Here is an 18,933-nt window from a genome sequence, read left to right as displayed (position 1 = left end):
TACTAGAAAAACCAATAGTATATAATGACTACATTTGAACAGCTTCACAAACAGCTGAACTTAAGTCTCGATGCAAAAAGAAAAAATTCACTTTGATAACCTGGATGGATTGCGGTTCATAGGTGCTTTCATGGTCTTTTTGTTCCACGCTTTTACCATTAACAGGGAAGTTTGGGGAGATTTCTTTGAATCTGCTCCGCTTTTGTGGATCAGAAAACTGACATCTATCGGACATTACGGTGTCAATTTATTCTTTGTCCTGAGTGGTTTTTTGATTACGTATTTATTGTTGAAAGAATTGAAGGAGCGGGGAAAAATCCATATCGGGTTCTTTTTAGTAAGAAGAATCCTGAGGCTGTGGCCGCTTTATTTCGTAATCGTATTGTTCGGATTCTTCGTCTTCCCGCACCTCCCCTTTGGCACTCCAACAGTGCACGAATTATGGCGCTACAGTTTATTCTTATCCAATTTCGATGAGATCATCAATGGAAGCCGGGATCCGATCAATTTCCTGACAGCAACATGGAGTGTAAGTATTGAAGAGCAGTTTTACATCTGCTGGGCAGTGGTGATCGGATTTTTCCAATGGAAAACGATCCGCTCGTTTCAATACTTCTTTTTGCTTGTAATTACCGGTTCTTTCGCCTTCAGGTTCTATTACGCAGCAAATCCGGATTTGCTCTATTACCACACAATAAGCGTAATTTCCGATATGGCAATCGGTGGAATCCTTGCTTCGTGGATCTTTGAAAAACCATCTGTCCGGGTCATTGAAGATCTCAAAAAATGGCATATTGTGCTCATTTATGTTCTTGGGATTAGCTTCCTGTTTTCAGCACATAAACTGCTCCCCGGAAGGTTTGTTTCACTTGAACGCCTGATTTCCGGAACTTTTTTTGCTTTTGCGATTGTTGAACAATTGAAATCACGGAATTCTTTTTTTAAAGCCGATCAAATTCCCTTTTTTCAACGAGCCGGAAAGCTGACTTATGGTTTTTACCTCTTCCACTGTATTCTTATCTTCTACATCTGCAAAACATTCGAATACATGGGATGGACACAACAAGCAGGATATTTTATGCTGTATTTCATTCTATTACTGGTGATAAACAGTTTGCTATCCGTTATTTCATACAGTTATTTTGAGAAACCACTGTTAAACCTTAAACGTTACTTCAGAGTATGATTACGATCGGAAACATACAGCCGGAAGACAATACTGCAATTGCGCAGCTGATCCGGGAAGTGCTTACGGAATTCGGAGCAAACAAACCGGGAACAGTCTTTACTGACCCAACTACAGATAATCTCTTCGAACTATTCAAAGCCGAACATTCACAGTATTTCATTGCGAAGGAAAATGGAAAGGTTGTAGGCGGATGCGGCATTTATCCGACGAAGGGACTTCCCGAAGGATGCACTGAATTAGTGAAATTGTATGTTGCCAAAACGCATCGAAGTGTGGGGCTTGGAAAACAACTGATGGAAAAATCCATTGCTGCAGCCATCTCGGAAGGTTATACAGAAATCTACCTGGAAACCCTTCCGGAATTGCATATTGCTGTTGGTTTATACGAGCATTTGGGATTTGAGTACCTGGAGCATCCGTACGGGGATTCCGGGCATTTTGCCTGTGATTTGTGGATGCGGAAGATCATTCGTCATTAAACACGTAGGGCCGCGATTAATCGCGGCCCTACGTGTTTAATCTAAAAACCTTATTGCAAACCGTTCAATTCCTCAATGAAGTAAACGCCTTTATCTTCCATCATTTGACGAATAGCAGGGAAATCTTTCTTCGTTTTAGCTTCGTGGATCTTAGCCAGAACATCATCTCCGAAACTCAATGCTTCTTCAATTAATTTATCAGTAGCTTCTGTTTTGGATTCGTTATACAATTGGATTGAGAAACATTCATCCAAAACGTCGATGATCATTCCGTTCAATTGCTTTTTGATTACTCTCTTATTTGCCATATCAATACTATTTTAGGCAAATTTAAGGAATTTCAGGAACTAATCGTTAAATTCTGTTGACACGACAGTTGTTTGACAAATCACCCACTAAAAAATCCGTAAATTTGTGCCGTGAATTACGCAATTGTCGATATCGAAACAACCGGTGGGTCAACTAAATCTTCCAAGATTACGGAAATCGCTATATACAAGCACGATGGAACTCAAATCATTGATTCCTTTGCTACTCTGGTTAACCCCGAAATGCCGATTCCTGAGTTTATTTCCAGGCTGACCGGTATTCACGATAAAATGGTTGAAGATGCCCCTAAATTCTATGAAATCGCCAAACAAATCATTGAATTTACGGAAGACTGTATTTTCGTAGCACACAATGTCGGGTTCGATTATGGAATTATCCGCCATGAATTCAAGCAATTGGGCTACGACTACCGGAAAGCACATCTGTGTACGGTAAGAGCTTCCCGCTATGTCATTCCGAATCACGAATCTTATAGTTTGGGGAAACTAACCAAAGCACTGGGAATCGACCTGGTTGACAGGCACCGTGCGAAGGGCGATGCGGAGGCAACTGCTCATTTATTTACGCTTCTGCACCAAAAAGACTCAAAAGGACTCCAAACTTTCATCCAGGAAGAGGTCAACCCGAAAATACTACACCCGAACCTCGACCTTGAAATACTCGAAGAAATTCCGAATAAACCCGGAGTTTACAAGTTTTATAACGATACGAACCAACTCATTTATATCGGTAAAAGCAAACATATTCGCAAACGGATCGAGCAGCACCTCAAAAACTCCAAGACGCTGAAAGGTTCTATCATGCGGCAGGAAATTGCCCGTATCGAATTTGAATTGACCGGTTCTGAATTGATAGCTCTGCTGTTCGAATCGGAATTGATCAAAGTGCACAAACCGATTTATAACCGTGCTCTTCGAAAAAGTACTTTTGCGTATGGCTTGTTTGATTATGAAGACCAGGCTGGTTACTTACAACTTTATGTAGACAAGATCAACAAGACTTCCAACGCCCCGATCACCACTTTCACAACCAAACGTGAAGCAAATGAATATATTTTCGGCCTGATTGAAAAACACCAGTTGTGCCAGAAGTTATGCAGTTTGGAAAAAACCAGTAGCAGCTGTTTCGGATACCAGGTACGGAAATGCCATGGAGCATGTGTTGGGATTGAAAGCCCGGAATCTTACAATGAACGTGTGAGCCAGCTTATCAATTTACTGACTTTTGACGATGATAATTTCTTCATTGTAGAAAACGGTCGGGATAAACGCGAAAAGAGTGTTATATGGATCGAAAATGGCTCTTACCGGGGTTTTGGTTTTGTTCCTTATTACACGATTAAACAGGCTCACAGGAATTGGCTCCGTTACATCGAACTTCATCCGGAAGATAAAGATGCACGTACCATATTGCGGTATTACCTGCGAAAAAACAGCGAGACCTTAAAAATTCCTTACACAGGATAATTATCAAAACGATAAGCAGAATGAGAATGACGAATTGATCATCATTCTCGCTCTCGTTTTCATTCTATATTAGTCTTTTCTTTGAATTAGGATATTCCCGACAAGCAGCGCGAGAACCAGGGAAACAATGACTATCATGGCGTGTGTTTTTTTACAAGTTAAATCGTTCAAAGAGTTACAAAGTTCAAGTTAAAAACGGACAAGTATCTGTTTTCAAGCGGGAAGCCACTGCTTTTGAACTTTGGAACCTTTTTAAACTCTGATGGAACATCCTGTAAAAGGTTGTAAAAAAAGCCATAAAAAAACGGCCGATCTATTGACCGGCCGTTCTCAACTATTTAAGTATGATTATTTCTTACTCTTAATCTTGAATGACTTCGTGAAGTCAACAAGAATCGGTGTAGCAACACATAGTGATGAGTATGTTCCGATAACAACACCAACCAATAGTGCGAACAAGAATCCTTTGATTGCCGGTCCACCGAAGATGAACATGATCAACAATACTACGAACAAGATCATCGATGTATTGAAAGTACGGCTCAGGGTTTTGTTCAACGCTTCATTGATTACTTCTTTCGCTTCGTGCTGGTTCTTATCAAAATTCAAGCTCTCACGAATACGGTCGAATACAATCACGGTATCGTTCATCGAGTAACCGATTACCGTAAGAATAGCTGCAATGAACGCCTGGTTCACATCTAAGCTGAATGGCAGAATTCCATGCAGCAATGAGAATACTGAAAGAACGAACAATACATCATGCGCCAATCCTAAGATCGCACCCAATGAATACTGCCACTGACCGAAACGAATGAAGATGTATGCAAAGATCGCGATCAAAGCCAATGTAATCGAAAGTGTTGCCGAAGACCACATTTCTTCCGATACGGATGCAGAGATTGAACGTGTATCTGTTACGGTAATTTCTCCCGACTTATCTTTGATCGAAGCAAAACCTTCTTTCATTTTGTCTTCTACTTTTGAAGTTGCAGTAGCATCCGCCAATAAGTAGTTTGTTGTAATCTCTACGTTATAAGCATTGGATTTTGTTTTGATCTCCACGTTCGATTTTTCACCGTTTGATTCGATGAATACCGACTCCATTGCTTTTCTTACAGTTTCGATGTCTGCAGGTTTCTCCATTTTAACACCAAATGTCCTACCTCCTGTAAATTCCACACTTTGTTTCAAACCTCTTGTCGCAAAAGCAGCGATTCCAAGGATTGTAACCGTGATTGAGAAGATGTAGAAGTATTTTCTCTTACCGATCCAGTCGAAATGGAAATTAGAGAACATATTGTGTGTATACTTTGTACTGAAAGAAACTTTTTTCCCTTTTTCCAAAGAAGACGTAATGATCAATTTAGAAATAATGATAGCAGAGAATACGGAAGTGAAAATACCCACGATCAATGTAGTTGCGAAAGATTCGATCTCACCTGTTCCGAAGATCTTCAAAATCATCGCTACCAATAAGTGAGTTACGTTGGCATCGATGATGGATGGCAATGCTTTCACGAAACCAATGTTCACTGCATCCTCAGAAGATTTTCCTAAAGCGTTTTCTTCTTTAATACGTTCGAAAATCAGGATGTTCGCATCGACCGCCGTACCAATTGTTAATACAATACCTGCGATACCTGCTAATGTCAATACTGCTCCGAATGAAGCTAAACAACCGAAGATCAATACAACGTTTACAGCCAAAGCGATGTTTGCTACCAAACCTCCTTTTCCGTAGTAGAAGTACATGTATATGAATACCGCTAAGAATGCAAAAGCAAAAGAGATTAATCCCGCTTCAGAGTTTTCCTTACCGATTGTAGGTCCGACTTTGGTTTGCTGTTTGATCACACAAGGTGCAGGAAGTGATCCTCCGTTCAATAATCCGGAAAGGTCATCAGCCTCAGCAATACTGAAGTTACCTGAAATCTCTGTGCTTCCTCCTTTAATAGCTTCGTTTACTACAGGCGCAGAATAAACTACGTTATCCATAGTAATCGCAACTGAACGTCCAACGTTTCTCTCAGTCATCTGAGCCCATTTCTGAGTTCCGTCGATTGACATTGTTACACTTACAGTTGTCTGAAGGTTTTGCTGATTGAATGAACGAACTGCAGATTTTACATCTTCACCTCCAACCATTGCTTTTCCTCCTTCCGGAATTCTTACAGCATATAATACGTATCCTTTTTTACCTTCCCCGATATCTTCCAGGTTAGCAGACCACATGAATTTAAGATCTTGCGGGAATAAGCTGATTACGTCAGAACGCTTCAAAATTTCATCTACTTCGTCTCTGTCTTCTGCATTAGCAGTACCAAGTCCCATTCCAGGAGCTACTTTCAGATAGTCGAACAAAGGCTTTTTAGCGCCAGCCGCAGGCTTCGCCGAAAGAGAAAGTGATTTAGCAGGCTTTACAGCCGCTTTAGCTGTATCAACACCTGTTGTATCCGCACTGTTTGCTGCAGTATCAATTTCTGTTTTCTTGATTTCAGGATTTCTTGAAATAACATTCGCATTAGATAGACCGACCTGGATACCAGCATCTGCCAACACATATGTTTCATAGAACTCAAGGTTTGCAGTTGATTGTAATTTCTTAGCAACTGTTGCCTCATCCTGAACTCCCGGAAGCTCAATATATAAGCGGTTTTTACGGGATTCTTTCTGAATATTGGGCTGCGCGACACCAAACTGGTTGATACGCTTGCTCATAATCTGCTCTACCCCATCCATTGAACTTGCAATCTTATCATGGAAATAAGAAGCAACTTCCGAATTGGAAGAGTTATAAGACAATTCTTTTACCTCACTGATATTCAACTGGCGAACCAATTTCTCGGATCCGTTCTTCTTTTCATAAGCATCAATGAACAAATCGATGAAATCTCCACCTTTTGTTGTATGAATCAGATAAGCCTCATCGAATGGTGCCTGGAATTTCAAATCTCTTGCGTTACGTGCATATGATTTAACGAATGCAGGAACGTCGATTTCCATCGTAACACTCATACCACCCACAAGGTCCAAACCAAACGCTAATGAACGCGCTTTTACATCCTTGAATTTAGATCCGATAACCGGGTAAACAGCTTTTTCTGCTTTTTCAGACAGCACCTGGTTAATCATTGCTGCCTTAGCAAGTTCAAACGCCTCCGGCTTATTGAAATCGATGATAGTTCCATTAGATAAAGCAACTTTGTTGCTGTCAGTAGCAGCTGCCTTTACTTTTAAATCTTCAACTAGTCCCAGTGCCTCACGTTCAGCATCGTTTTCAACGCCGATTGCCACCCAAGTAAATGATAATTGATATACACATACTCCAGTAAGCAAAATCGTTAAAAACCAGAAAAATCCTTTATTACGCATTTTGATTGATTGTATTTTTTAAGCCCGCAAATATATCATTTACGACTATCAAAGTCAACTTATGTGTAAAACCTTTTTAAAAAAAAGAAGATAAGTCCTTTTAAATCTTTTGATTTCAGGCTTTTAACACGAATAAATTAGAACCAACAAAGCATTTTTCCCCAGGTATAACTGTTTTATTCCGATACCGTTAGTGCAATATCCGGAAACAAGCCCGCTACTTTTTGAAAAACAGCCCTGGAAATGCTGCTTCCGGCTTTTGTTTCAGCAAGGATACTTTAATGAATGATTTCAGGAATCCGATACCATATCCATAAAACTGGATAATGCAAGCTATGAGTGAAAGAAAACCTATTTTCAGGCTTGAATTGCTTATTGCTCCGAATACAAAGATCAATACAAAATAAAATGCATACAGGAACAAAAAAACAGGAGTCAGAAAAAACGCTAAGATCACTGATACTGCAAATCCAATCAGGAACAAGGTAGGAAACCAAAAAGTAAGTTTCTTGTATTTCGGGTACCAGGAATCAAGTATCGGTCTTGCTTTGCCGAATTTGTTTACCTGCTTGTAGAATTTTGACCAGTCGATCCTTCTTTTGTGATAAACATATGAGTCCCTGAACAGTTTACTGTCAAAACCCAACTCCCACAAACGGATGGATAAATCAGGATCTTCTCCGGGATGGATATTCCCAAACCCTCCTGTAGCTTCAAACCCCTTTTTGGAAAGCCCCATATTAAAGCTTCTTGGCTGGAATCTGCCGATTTTCTCAGACCCCCCGCGAACCCCGCCGGTTGTGAGGAATGAGGTCATCGTAAAATTGATCGCCTTCTGAACATCGGAAAAAGAGTCCAATGCATTATCAGGACCGCCGAAACAATCCACATATTCCCGTTCCAGGTTTTCTGCAACAGATTGCAGGTAAGTATCGGGAAGGATACAATCGGAGTCCAAAATGAGGAAATAATCTCCCTTTGCCTGGTGCATTCCGAAATTCCGGGAATCACCCGGGCCTGAATTGGGTTTGAAATAATAAGAAATCGTTAATTGATCTTTGAAGGAATCGATGATGTGTCCACAAGGTATAGAGGAACCGTCTTCCACTACAACAACTTCAAATTCTTTACTGTAAGTCTGCCCGGACAAACTCTCGAGCAATTCTTCTATTTCATCAGGTCTGTTGTAGACAGGAATAATAAATGAAAAATACATGGATTCCTTTTCGGCAAAGATAGCAAGAAAAGTAAATGGGCTAATCCCCGTAACTCACCAATTCCATCGTCAGCAATCTTCCCTTTTTGAGATTATTCGGATTACCGTTATTGATGGTGAAATCCCTGAAATATTTATGCACCAAACCAACTCCGCGTGCATATACTTCATATTTGCGGCGGGAATCAATATACGATGAGAAATCTTCCTGTTCAACCGTAACCGTAGAAGAGTAACTGTTCCCGTTAAGCGTATAGGACTGGTGGATATTCGAATAATAACACTCTAAAGGTTCCAGGGTATTGTACGCATTCATATCCCATTCATCGTCTTCGCTCGGTGCAAATACCAGCTTGATGACCCGGTTGTTTTCTTCAACCAATTCTGCTTTACCGTCAGCATAAATGGCAGTCCATATATCATGGATCATCCAGGGTCCATTGGCACTTGATCCGTAATAACGCTCAAACTGTTTGGCTGTTCTGCCGGAATTGTCCGTAATTGTATCACCGATAACTGTCTTGATGAAATAATCGAAAGTATCTCTGACGTTTACCTGCTGGTCAACGATCACTTCCCGAACCGAATAAATGGCATAATGTCCTTCATTCAGCGGAAAGTAGTTGTAATACATATCAAAATTCGTGTCTTTCTTACAAGAACTGATCAATAGGAATGGGGGTAGTAGTAACACAGCTATAGCTATGACTTTTAAATTCTTACGCATGAGGCGCAAGATACTTAAAAAAGTAGTTTCAAGTCAAGCAAATGTTCAAAATACGTATTTAATTGAGAATTTAACCGTTCGGATTGATTCCTTTTGCTTTACATTGCTTCAAATAAGAGTCAAGCTCCTTTCCCTCAATTCGTTTCCCGAAACGATAGTATTGTTTTCCGGTTTCCTTCCCGGTTTGATCGTGAGCAGACTGCCAGCCATGCTGAACACCTCCTTTATAACGCTCTGTGATCATCACCTTTCCGTTCGGATGGTTTATTATTGCAACTCCTTCTTTCTTTCCGTTGACATAAGTGACTTTGCTTTTGATCACATTCGTATCGAAATACTCAATAACATCCCCGTGGATCACTCCCATTTTATAAGGTGTCACTTTTGCCGGAATTATGCGCTTATCATTCGGGTCTTCCATTACATAATAGATCGTGTGGTTCCCGTTTAGCTTTCCTTTCGTATACGTTTCTTTGGTACTTAATTTCCCGGAAGGACCGTAATATTCCCAAATGCTGTCTTTTTCCTGGTTTCTGAAAATCCCTTTTGCCATCAGGACCCCATTTTCATGGTACATCACTGAAGTTGAACGACCGGTTTTCTCATCATGGGTTACAACCGCTTTTTTCTTTGTGGAAGGATAATAATAATAGAACGTTCCCACCGGCTTATCATCTTTAAACTGTCCTTTGTATTCAAAAGCCCGGGATTTTGGATACGTTTTCTGCCAGGGACCTTGTTTTCTGCCCTGCGTATCTTTCTGATTAACTGTTTGTCCCAATCCCTGGGAAGCAATAAAAAGCAATACCGTAAAAAGAATCCTAGTTATCATACCAATAAGTTTATAAACGATTCAAGCGAATCACAAGTTAAATCAGCCTTTTCGTGTTCAGTAACAACGTTATGCCCTATAAACACGGTTTTCATTCCAAGTTTCCTGCCAAATTCGATATCCGAATCAGAATCACCCACCATAATTGATTTGTGAAAATCAACTGTAGGAAATTCTTTTCGGGCTAAAAGCGCCATGCCCGGATTTGGTTTTCGTAAGTCTGAATTGTCTGAAGCTAAATTCGGAGCAAAATAATAGCGGTCAATGCGGCCGTTTTCAGTTTTCAGTAATTCACTACAATAACTATGGATTTCCGAAAGGTTACGCTCAGTCATCAATCCTTTTCCGATTCCCTGTTGGTTGGTCACTACAAAAACGTGTGAAAACAGTTTATTTGCCCTGGAAATAGCTTTTGCCACGCCGGGGAGCAAAATAAATTCCTCTTTTTGTTTGACATAATCATCCATGATACGTTCGTTGATCACCCCGTCCCTATCCAGGAAGAGTGTCCAGGAGCCATCCAAATGCCAGTTTTTCATGACGATTTTCAGATTTCGGTTTCGATCAGGTAATTATTTCGTGTAGAAGAATTCCGTCCTACCAATTCTGCCAGGAAACCCGCCAAAAAGAACTGAACTCCCATAATCATTGCTGTAAGACCAATAAAGAACTCTGTGCGATCAGCTAATTTGATAGCCGTGGAATGAACAAACAATTTATCAATTGCCAGGTAAGCCGCAATTCCAAATCCGAGGATAAACAGTAAAGATCCCATCGCGCCAAAAAAGTGCATCGGTTTCTTGCCGAATTTCCCCATAAACACAACGGTCATCAAATCAAGCGGGCCATTCAAAAAACGATTCAGTCCGAATTTCGTAGTACCATATTTCCGTGCCTGGTGGATTACCACCTTCTCCCCGATCTTATTAAATCCGGCAAATTTTGCCAGTGGTGGAATATAGCGGTGCATATCCCCGTAAAGCTCAATACTCTTAACTACGGCGTTCTTATATGCTTTCAATCCGCAATTGAAATCGTGCAAATGAATTCCGGTCATTCTGCGTGCCGCCCAGTTGTATAGTTTGGTAGGAACTGTCTTTGTGATCGGGTCATAGCGTTTTTTCTTCCACCCGGAAACCACGTCGTAATCCTCTTCGGTAATCATGCGGTGTAATTCCGGAAGTTCATCAGGTGAATCCTGCAGATCGGCATCCATCGTAACCACCACTTTCCCCATCGCTGCCTGGAAACCGGTATGAAGTGCCGCAGATTTCCCGTAATTACGCTGAAACTTGATCCCACGAACATTGGAGTCGATCAATTTCAATGATTCGATAACTTTCCAGGATCCGTCCTTACTTCCATCGTCTACAAAAATGACTTCGTAAGATAAATGATGATCGTTCAATACCCGCTTTATCCATGCATGAAGCTCCGGTAAAGACTCTGCTTCATTGAATAAAGGGACGACTATTGATAATTCAAGTTGATTTTCCAACGCTTTTAACTTTTAAACAAAAGTAAGGATTCTGTTGAATTGACAATGAGCGCAACTGCCCTTGTTTCACCCTGTCCGTTCAAAATTAATCAGACGAACTTTAGTTGTTTTTGATTTTGGGTTACTTTTGCAGGAGATTATTAATAAAAGCAATGAATCAACTTTTAGCCTCAATTAAGTTCATACTAATTAGCGTTTTAACACTTCTCGTATCTTTTTCCTCATTCTCACAAAAGGATTTAAACAATTACCAGACGCTTTTGTCGCAGGGAGAAATGCCCCAGGATTTCAAAACTTCCGTAGCAGATAAAGTGGCGCAGGACCTTCTAAGAACAGACCTGGTTTTCCCTTCCAAAACAGAGGCTCAGAAATACTGGACAGAAGTCCACACAGAATTGAATAATGCATTCTATTCCGGTGATATTATTTATGGTGATGAGATTTCGAATTATGTTCGTGAGGTAGCTGCTAATCTGCTGAAAACCGATCCTAAGCTTCTAAAAAAGCTGCGTTTTTACACCATCAAATCGAATGAAGTAAATGCGTTTTCAACCGCTCCGGGGATCATATTTGTAACTACCGGGTTAATTTCGCAGCTTTCTTCGGAAGCACAGCTTGCATTCATATTATCTCATGAGATTGCTCACTATGAAAAAAATCACTCTTATAATGAATACCTCAACTTAAAGAAAGCCGGTAAAATAAAAAGACGTGATCAGGTTCTAAAACTCAGTCAATTCTCAAAGGAACAGGAATTCGAAGCCGATGAAGCGGCTATCAAACGTTATTACGATTTGGGATATTCCAGGGAAGATCTGTTAGGTACATTTGATATTCTGATGTATTCTTACCTGCCTTTCGACGAGATCGTTTTTCCGAACGATTACTTTAATACGGACCAGTTTTACATTCCTCTATCACGCATAAATAAAGAAATCAAAGAGATTACCGCGCGTGAAGACTATAACGACAATTACCACACACATCCCAACATCAAAAAAAGAAAAGAAGCCATCCAGCTTTCGTTGGAAAAATACAGCCAATGGGGAAAAACCCATTTTATCCTGGATGAGAAAACCTTTCGCGAGGCAGTTAAGACCTGTCGTTTTGAAGATGTTCGTACGAACCTGATACAGGGAAATCCTTTCAATGCCCTTTACTCCATTTTTCTACTGGAAAGACTGCACCCGAACAACCTGTTTTTAGAACACATGAAAGCCGGGGCCTGGTTGTCGATACAACAAACCGGACACATTATTCATGAACGCTTTGACAATCCTAAAATAGAAGGTGAATCCTCCAAATTGAACAAATTTCTCAAGCAGGCAAAACGAATTGAACTGGCAACTATCGGTTTGCGTATTTTGTACGACCTGAAAAACAAATACCCGGACGATGCGTACTTCGAAATCACCTATAATAACTACCTGAAAGAATTAAGCACTACCACTTATTTTGAATTGTCGAAGTTTCAAAAGCTAAACTATCACCAGGCAGCATCCGAAGCTCTGCTAAAAAAGTCCGAACCCGCCTCTACTTCTATCAAAGACAGCGTAAAAACAGAAGGTGATAAATACAGCCGTATCCGTGAAAAACGCGAAACCCAGCAAACCACAGTCGCATTTGACTCCACCGAATATGCCATCTACGGCATTTCTGATATTATCCTGGATTCTGTTTTTATAAAGACGTTTAAAGCACTCCGGGCAAAAAATGATTCTATCAAAGAAGCTGAAAAAGATTTTTTCAAACTAACTCCGAAAGAACAGGAACTTGCAAAAAGGGAAATGGCGAAAAAACAAGCTGCCGCAATACCAACATTTAAGGATGTGCTGCTGATTGAACCGGAGGCTTTGATATTTTCCGACAAAACAGTTCCGGATTGGGAAAAGGAAAAAGGACAAACTGCTTTCTTTAATTTCATCCTGAATACCTGCCAAAAAAACGGATTTAACCCGGTATTAATGCAGGCTGATTCTATTTCAAAATTGGGCACTGAAGCCCTGAACGAATATGTTACCTATCTTTCTTACCTGGAACAGGTTTGGTACATGAACGACGGAAAACCATGTCTGCCTGTGGACACTGATTTAATCAAAAACTACAATAAGAAAAGAGGGATTTCCCACATCCTGTCAACCAATGTCTATTACGCAAAAGATTACCACGGCCTGAATATGGAGGCAATACTCATTGATCTAAATAAAAGCGATGTACTGTTGTCGGGTGCAACAAGATCAGACTTCCTCAGTCCTTCAAACTATACGCCCTTTTTCAATCAGTTCTTCGTACTGATGAAAAACCTGAAGTAACTTATAAAAAGAAGATTGCGGCAATAATGAAAATCAGAATGATCACAATGTATTGCCATACATCCACAAAATAAGGATAGAGTTTTTTGTAAGTTTTTTTGATTTTAGACATTCCGGCAATTTTTGGCTAAATTACTATTTATCGCGGTTATCTCGCCTGGAATGAGAGTGTCAATTTGTCGGTTCTCCCTTTTTAAAACTGCCTTTTTGTCTTGAAAAGACCTCGAAACAGGTTTTGGTTCGCGATTTGAACGAATGGAATCAAATTCAAACAAAATGGATAGCAATCAATTTACTATAAAAACACAAGAAGTCATTCAGGCAGCACAGGACTATGCTCAAACAGAAGGGCATCAGGCTATCGAGAATGCACACTTATTGAAAGGGATTTTCCTGAAAGATGCAGATGTGGTTCCTTATTTATTCAAACAATCGCAGGTAAACCCGAAAACCATCGAACTTGCTTTAGACAGAATATTGGAAAGTCAGAGCAAAGTTTCGGGCGGACAGATTTACCTTTCACCAAAAGCACAGGAAACATTGCAGCTTGCATTAAAAACAGCCAAGGAAAACGGTGATGAATACGCCACTGTAGAAATGCTTTTCCTGGCACTAATAGACTCGAAAGATCAGATCGGGCAATTATTACGTGACGCAAAACTCGACAAGAAAAAGGTTATAAAAGACATTATGGAATTAAGGAACGGAGAGAAAATTACTTCCAATCAACAGGAAGGGACTTACAAATCGCTGGAAAAATACGCCAAGAACCTGAATGAATTGGCCCGAGAGGGGAAATTAGACCCGGTAATCGGCCGGGACGATGAAATTCGTCGTGTCCTTCAAATCCTTACCAGAAGAACTAAAAACAACCCGATTTTGATCGGTGAACCGGGAGTTGGTAAAACGGCTATTGCAGAAGGAATTGCGCACCGCATTATCGACGGCGACGTTCCGGAAAACCTGAAGTCCAAAATTGTTTACAGCCTCGACATGGGAGCTTTGGTTGCCGGTGCAAAATACAAAGGTGAATTCGAAGAGCGCCTGAAATCCGTTGTCAAAGAAGTGACGAGTGCTGACGGAGAAATTATCCTGTTCATTGACGAGATTCACACGCTGGTCGGTGCCGGCGGTGGTGAAGGTGCAATGGATGCAGCAAATATTCTAAAACCTGCATTGGCAAGAGGTGAATTAAGAGCCGTTGGAGCAACAACTTTAAACGAATACCAAAAATACTTCGAAAAAGATAAAGCATTGGTACGTCGTTTCCAGCCGGTTTTGGTTGATGAACCTGATACGGAAGACGCTATCTCGATCCTGCGTGGTATCAAGGAGAAATACGAGAATCACCACAAGGTACTGATTAAAGATGCGGCAATTATCGCGGCAGTTGAATTGTCACAACGATATATTACGGAACGTCATTTGCCGGATAAAGCAATCGATTTAATTGACGAAGCAGCTTCCAAACTTCGCATGGAAATTAATTCAAAGCCGGAAGAACTGGATGAGTTAGAGCGCCGCATTATGCAGCTGGAAATTGAAAGAGAAGCCATTAAACGCGAGAACGACACCAAAAAACTGGAAGTTTTAGGGAAAGAATTGGCCACTTTAGAAGAACAGCGAAATGCTTTCAATGCAAAATGGCAGGCTGAAAAAGACATCGTGGAAGGAGTTCAGAAGACAAAAGAAATGATCGAGAACCTGAAACTGGAGGCCGACCAGGCTGAGCGTTCGGGAGATTATGGAAAAGTAGCTGAAATCCGCTACGGAAGAATCAAAGAAGCAGAGGCCCAACTGGAAGAAGGGAAGAAAAAACTGATCGAATTGCAGGCTAACTCCAAACTCATCAAGGAGGAAGTCGATGCCCAGGAAATTGCGGATGTAGTTTCCAAATGGACTGGAATTCCCGTTTCGAAAATGGTTGAAAGCGAAGTATCCAAATTACTCCGACTGGAAGATGAGCTCGGAAAACGGGTTGTCGGACAGGAAGAAGCCATTGAAGCTCTTTCCGATGCAGTAAGAAGAAGCAGAGCCGGATTACAGGATATGCGCAGACCGATCGGTTCGTTCATTTTCTTAGGTCCGACCGGTGTAGGTAAAACCGAATTGGCAAAAGCATTGGCCGACTTCTTGTTCAACGATGAAAATGCCATGACGCGTATAGACATGTCGGAATACCAGGAAAAACACAGTGTAAGCCGATTAGTAGGAGCACCTCCGGGATACGTTGGGTATGATGAAGGCGGACAATTAACAGAAGCTGTTCGCAGAAGACCCTACTCCATCGTTTTGCTCGACGAAATTGAAAAAGCGCATCCGGATGTTTTCAATATCTTGCTGCAAGTATTGGATGACGGACGTTTGACGGATAACAAAGGGAGAACGGTGAACTTTAAGAACACCATCATCATTATGACTTCCAACATGGGATCACATTTGATCCAGGAAAGTTTTGAAGGTGTAAAAGAAGAGAATCTGCACGATGCTATGGAAAAAGCAAAATTCAAAGTGTTGGAATTATTGAAACAAACCATTCGTCCGGAGTTCCTGAACCGTATCGATGAAACGATCATCTTTACGCCGCTGAACAAGCGATATGTGAGACAGATTGTGCAGCTTCAGCTCGACCAGTTGAAAAAGATGCTTCTTGAAAAAGGAATTAAAATGCACATGACCGAAGAAGCTAAAGCACATTTGGTTGAAGCAGGCTACGATCCGCATTTCGGGGCAAGACCGGTGAAACGTGTAATCCAGAAACAAGTGCTGAATGAACTGTCCAAAGCATTGCTCGGTGGAACTTTAGATACTTCACTGACAGTAGTCATGGATATCTTCGACGGCAAAATCGTATTCAGAAAACCAATTTCCCAGGAAGAGGAAATTGATGCAGAATTATAAATAAGTAGTAGTAGTTTAGTTTTAGGTGTAAAGTAAGGTCGGAAAATTTTCCGACCTTACTTTTTTGTGGTTTATTTTAAAGAGATGAAATGGCATTCAGGAAAATTTTGAATTCTGATTTTCGCATTTTGAATTCTGCTACTTTTGATCTTCCAATCTTTCATACATGAAAAGCAAGCGCAACTGGTCCAAAATCATCAAAAGAACATTTATAATCAGCTTTTTATTCGGATTGTTTTGGTTCTTTGGGGCCAATTGGGCCATCGAATCCAATGCAGAAGGGAAAATCTTCGACAAAGTAAGTAACTGCCCGAAAGTGAAAGTTGCACTCGTTTTGGGCACTTCCCGAACCAATAAACAGGGCAACGACAATCTTTACTTTTCTTACCGGATCAAGGCTGCCGTGGAGTTATACCGTGCCGGAAAAGTCAAATACATCCTGGTAAGCGGAGATAACAGCATTGCAACTTATGACGAACCTACTGATATGAAAAACGCCCTGGTAGCTGCCGGAATTCCTGCAAACCGCATTTTCCTGGATTACGCCGGATTCAGAACACTTGACTCTATGGAACGAGCTTTGAAAGTATTCGGTCAGAAAGAAGTCATTGTGATCTCGCAGCGTTTTCACAACGAACGTGCAATTTACCTCGGAGAGCATTTCGGGATGACTGTTTACGGATACAACGCACAGGATGTGGTTAAAATGGGCGGTTTCAAAACCAAAGTCCGTGAGCGATTTGCCCGCATGAAAGTATTTTGGGATATTGTTTTCGGAGTTGATTCCAAATTTTTGGGACCACAAGTGAAGATCGGTTAGTTCGATGAAAAATTATCAATTATGAACGACTCAATTATCAAGAGGAACCCCTCCTTGATAATTCATAATTCTTGATAATTCCAGGTTACCTTCCCATCACCGACAAAACCTGCATAATATCTTCCGGTTTTGAAGTACCGATTAACAGTCTTCTTCCATCCTTAAACACCAGCTGTAAGCCCATTCTTCCGGAAACATTGAGTGCTTTTCCTTTGCCTACAAAACTATACCGGATTCCCCACCCGCCATATTCCGCTATTGGAGAATACTCTCGCAAATAAACTTCAGCCAGATCTTCCCACCGGTAGTTCCTGAATTTCAATTGAAGCGGATAGAATCTAACAGCTATTCCGTAATCGGAAATCCGTGTTTCCAGCTTCATAATAAAGAATAAAAGTGAAAGGATCAGCATGAATAAAAAACCTATCAACAGGGCCGCATTATCAACTACACTGTCCCCAAATGGCTCTCCAAACAACACCTGTGTCACAATGAAAAAGCCCATTAATCCTTTAATGCCTGCAAATACAAACCACAGCCACCACTGTCTGAATTTCTGTATCTCTGAAAATCGCTGATAATCCTTCATTATTTTCTTAATTGATTTATAAATTATTCGTTGATCACTTCAAAATTTTCTGCACACAATCACATAAATAACCTTTCCTTCAAAAGGCAATCATTCAAAACAATCCGTAATTAAAAGAGGTTCATTGGTAACGTGAATAGTATCAAGTGAATCATAAAGTGCTAACTCAAATATAACATATTTGGGTTAATTCTAAAATAAATTTAACAAACATCCGTCTTTCAAGTTAAAATTCACGTATAAAAACCTGGAAAACATAAGCTTAAAAAATCGAATACCTATAGGATTTCAAAGATTTACCTGCAAAAACAGAAAAGCAGCCCGTTAAATAATTATTCGGGTAGTTTATCCAACATAAACAAATAAGGTTCCAGCTGATGGTTTAAAAAGATCGCCTTACGATCCTGCGGGAACTCAGCATAATACTCCAAATCCGGATACAAAATAATGTAGTTGCCGCAACGGGTAAACGCAGAAGAACTCATCAATGCCGGAGGCTCAAACCCTTTCAGGCTTTTTGTCATCCGCTTCCCTAGTTTCTTTCCAAGGTTTTTCTCAAAACTCCGCTGTGATTTCCGGGAAGGACGGTCCATTTTGTTATACATGCTTCGGACTACCAGCCTTGGAAGTAACGGCAATTTCTTCATGGCTTTTTTCGCATCCCTGAACGGATTGATTGCGTTAAAGTCATTGACGGTTTGAATCGAGAACGGGGATTCAGGTACCCAGTCCAGTGCATTTACGGTATTGTAAGCCCAGCCCTGCTGGGTCATTTTCTCATAATAATAAGCGAAATATAAATTCCCGGGCTTGGGTGCTGCACTGCAATAAGTTTTGAAGCGGACATCAGCAGGGATGATCCCATTTTCCTGCATGATCAATAAGTGAGCCGTAAGCAGATAAGCCAATGCCCCGCCCTGACTGTGTCCGGTAATGTAAAACTCCTTCTTTCCCTGATCTATCTGAGCAAAAAGCAGCGAATCCATATCTTGCCACAAACACCCCAGCGCTGTCGTCCAACCTACGTGCACCAAGGCTTTCGGATCTTTTGACAATTCATAATGAAAAGTGTCTTTTTCACTGATCCTGATCCATCCTTTTGCCGGTACCATTCCCGCATAAAAGTTAGCTCCCCAACTGGAAAAAGAACTGGTTGTACCTCTTAAAGAAAGAACTCCCACCCCGTCTTTATCTTCCCA

At 40.8% G+C, this 18,933-nt stretch carries 15 protein-coding genes; 6 read left to right on the top strand and 9 right to left on the bottom strand.

The window, feature by feature from the left end; genetic code table 11:
* The first annotated feature begins 70 nt into the window (after window positions 1-70).
* Together QZT69_RS15310 and QZT69_RS15305 are read left to right on the top strand one after the other, a co-directional pair.
* Window positions 71-1,186: an acyltransferase gene (locus tag QZT69_RS15310; RefSeq protein WP_294677012.1), complete on the top strand. Its 1,116-nt coding sequence runs from the start codon at window positions 71-73 to the stop codon at window positions 1,184-1,186.
* A complete protein-coding gene (locus QZT69_RS15305; protein WP_294677011.1) occupies window positions 1,183-1,668 on the top strand; it encodes a GNAT family N-acetyltransferase in 486 nt (161 codons plus the stop codon). The genes QZT69_RS15310 and QZT69_RS15305 overlap by 4 nt, the downstream gene beginning before the upstream one ends.
* A 50-nt stretch (window positions 1,669-1,718) precedes the next feature.
* Here QZT69_RS15305 and QZT69_RS15300 read toward each other — a convergent pair whose 3' ends face one another.
* Entirely contained in the window at window positions 1,719-1,976 is a 258-nt protein-coding gene (locus tag QZT69_RS15300; protein WP_294677010.1) for a hypothetical protein, read from the bottom strand.
* A 111-nt stretch (window positions 1,977-2,087) separates the two neighbouring features.
* Here QZT69_RS15300 and QZT69_RS15295 point away from each other — a divergent pair, with 111 nt between their 5' ends.
* Window positions 2,088-3,464, top strand: a complete 1,377-nt coding sequence (locus QZT69_RS15295; RefSeq protein WP_294677009.1) for an exonuclease domain-containing protein — start codon at window positions 2,088-2,090, stop codon at window positions 3,462-3,464.
* Between the two features lie 348 nt (window positions 3,465-3,812).
* Here the strand turns inward: QZT69_RS15295 and secD are convergent, their stop codons facing one another.
* From secD to QZT69_RS15265, 6 genes are all read right to left on the bottom strand, one after another.
* Window positions 3,813-6,839, bottom strand: a complete 3,027-nt coding sequence (secD, locus tag QZT69_RS15290; protein ID WP_294677008.1) for a protein translocase subunit SecD — start codon at window positions 6,837-6,839, stop codon at window positions 3,813-3,815.
* A 217-nt stretch (window positions 6,840-7,056) separates the two neighbouring features.
* The gene (locus tag QZT69_RS15285) at window positions 7,057-8,055 is read right to left on the bottom strand and encodes a glycosyltransferase (RefSeq protein WP_294677007.1); all 999 of its coding nucleotides are present in this window, start codon (window positions 8,053-8,055) and stop codon (window positions 7,057-7,059) included.
* 40 nt (window positions 8,056-8,095) lie between these two features.
* Complete coding sequence (locus tag QZT69_RS15280) at window positions 8,096-8,782, bottom strand: hypothetical protein (RefSeq protein WP_294677006.1); 687 nt, start codon at window positions 8,780-8,782, stop codon at window positions 8,096-8,098.
* Between the two features lie 70 nt (window positions 8,783-8,852).
* On the bottom strand, window positions 8,853-9,614 hold the full coding sequence (locus QZT69_RS15275) for a toxin-antitoxin system YwqK family antitoxin (protein ID WP_294677005.1): 762 nt from the start codon (window positions 9,612-9,614) through the stop codon (window positions 8,853-8,855).
* Window positions 9,611-10,153, bottom strand: a complete 543-nt coding sequence (locus QZT69_RS15270) for an HAD family hydrolase (protein WP_294677004.1) — start codon at window positions 10,151-10,153, stop codon at window positions 9,611-9,613. The genes QZT69_RS15275 and QZT69_RS15270 overlap by 4 nt, the downstream gene beginning before the upstream one ends.
* 8 nt (window positions 10,154-10,161) lie before the next feature.
* Window positions 10,162-11,112, bottom strand: coding sequence for a glycosyltransferase family 2 protein (locus QZT69_RS15265; RefSeq protein WP_294677003.1), 951 nt, complete (start codon window positions 11,110-11,112; stop codon window positions 10,162-10,164).
* Window positions 11,113-11,264: 152 nt separating this feature from the next.
* Between QZT69_RS15265 and QZT69_RS15260 the strand changes: the two genes are divergently transcribed.
* The 3 genes from QZT69_RS15260 to QZT69_RS15250 all read left to right on the top strand — a co-directional run bounded on the left by QZT69_RS15260 (window position 11,265) and on the right by QZT69_RS15250 (window position 17,145).
* Complete coding sequence (locus tag QZT69_RS15260; protein WP_294677002.1) at window positions 11,265-13,424, top strand: M48 family metallopeptidase; 2,160 nt, start codon at window positions 11,265-11,267, stop codon at window positions 13,422-13,424.
* A 276-nt stretch (window positions 13,425-13,700) separates the two neighbouring features.
* On the top strand, window positions 13,701-16,325 hold the full coding sequence (clpB, locus tag QZT69_RS15255) for an ATP-dependent chaperone ClpB (RefSeq protein WP_294677001.1): 2,625 nt from the start codon (window positions 13,701-13,703) through the stop codon (window positions 16,323-16,325).
* A 166-nt stretch (window positions 16,326-16,491) separates the two neighbouring features.
* Window positions 16,492-17,145 (top strand): ElyC/SanA/YdcF family protein, encoded by a 654-nt coding sequence (locus tag QZT69_RS15250; protein ID WP_294677000.1) that lies wholly within the window; start codon window positions 16,492-16,494, stop codon window positions 17,143-17,145.
* A gap of 85 nt (window positions 17,146-17,230) precedes the next feature.
* Here QZT69_RS15250 and QZT69_RS15245 read toward each other — a convergent pair whose 3' ends face one another.
* Both QZT69_RS15245 and QZT69_RS15240 read right to left on the bottom strand, forming a co-directional pair.
* The gene (locus QZT69_RS15245) at window positions 17,231-17,734 is read right to left on the bottom strand and encodes a hypothetical protein (protein WP_294676996.1); all 504 of its coding nucleotides are present in this window, start codon (window positions 17,732-17,734) and stop codon (window positions 17,231-17,233) included.
* Window positions 17,735-18,066: 332 nt separating this feature from the next.
* Window positions 18,067-18,933, bottom strand: an 867-nt coding sequence (locus QZT69_RS15240) for a lipase family protein (protein WP_294676995.1), incomplete at its 5' end; no start/stop codon positions are given.

The sequence above is a fragment of the uncultured Fluviicola sp. genome (assembly GCF_902168135.1).
GTDB lineage: Bacteria > Bacteroidota > Bacteroidia > Flavobacteriales_D > Crocinitomicaceae > Fluviicola.
The sequence above is the reverse complement of the archived record's forward strand: the minus strand, read 5'-3'. Positions and strand labels throughout refer to the sequence as shown.

What these genes read in the sequence shown, in the direction of transcription:
- QZT69_RS15300 (WP_294677010.1), bottom strand. Translation starts at nt 1,976, where the DNA reads ATGGCAAATAAGAGAGTAATCAAAAAGCAATTGAACGGAATGATCATC.
- QZT69_RS15245 (WP_294676996.1), bottom strand. Translation starts at nt 17,734, where the DNA reads ATGAAGGATTATCAGCGATTTTCAGAGATACAGAAATTCAGACAGTGG.
- QZT69_RS15310 (WP_294677012.1), top strand. Translation starts at nt 71, where the DNA reads ATGCAAAAAGAAAAAATTCACTTTGATAACCTGGATGGATTGCGGTTC.
- QZT69_RS15270 (WP_294677004.1), bottom strand. Translation starts at nt 10,153, where the DNA reads ATGAAAAACTGGCATTTGGATGGCTCCTGGACACTCTTCCTGGATAGG.
- QZT69_RS15275 (WP_294677005.1), bottom strand. Translation starts at nt 9,614, where the DNA reads ATGATAACTAGGATTCTTTTTACGGTATTGCTTTTTATTGCTTCCCAG.
- QZT69_RS15305 (WP_294677011.1), top strand. Translation starts at nt 1,183, where the DNA reads ATGATTACGATCGGAAACATACAGCCGGAAGACAATACTGCAATTGCG.
- QZT69_RS15250 (WP_294677000.1), top strand. Translation starts at nt 16,492, where the DNA reads ATGAAAAGCAAGCGCAACTGGTCCAAAATCATCAAAAGAACATTTATA.
- QZT69_RS15280 (WP_294677006.1), bottom strand. Translation starts at nt 8,782, where the DNA reads ATGCGTAAGAATTTAAAAGTCATAGCTATAGCTGTGTTACTACTACCC.
- QZT69_RS15260 (WP_294677002.1), top strand. Translation starts at nt 11,265, where the DNA reads ATGAATCAACTTTTAGCCTCAATTAAGTTCATACTAATTAGCGTTTTA.
- QZT69_RS15285 (WP_294677007.1), bottom strand. Translation starts at nt 8,055, where the DNA reads ATGTATTTTTCATTTATTATTCCTGTCTACAACAGACCTGATGAAATA.
- secD (WP_294677008.1), bottom strand. Translation starts at nt 6,839, where the DNA reads ATGCGTAATAAAGGATTTTTCTGGTTTTTAACGATTTTGCTTACTGGA.
- clpB (WP_294677001.1), top strand. Translation starts at nt 13,701, where the DNA reads ATGGATAGCAATCAATTTACTATAAAAACACAAGAAGTCATTCAGGCA.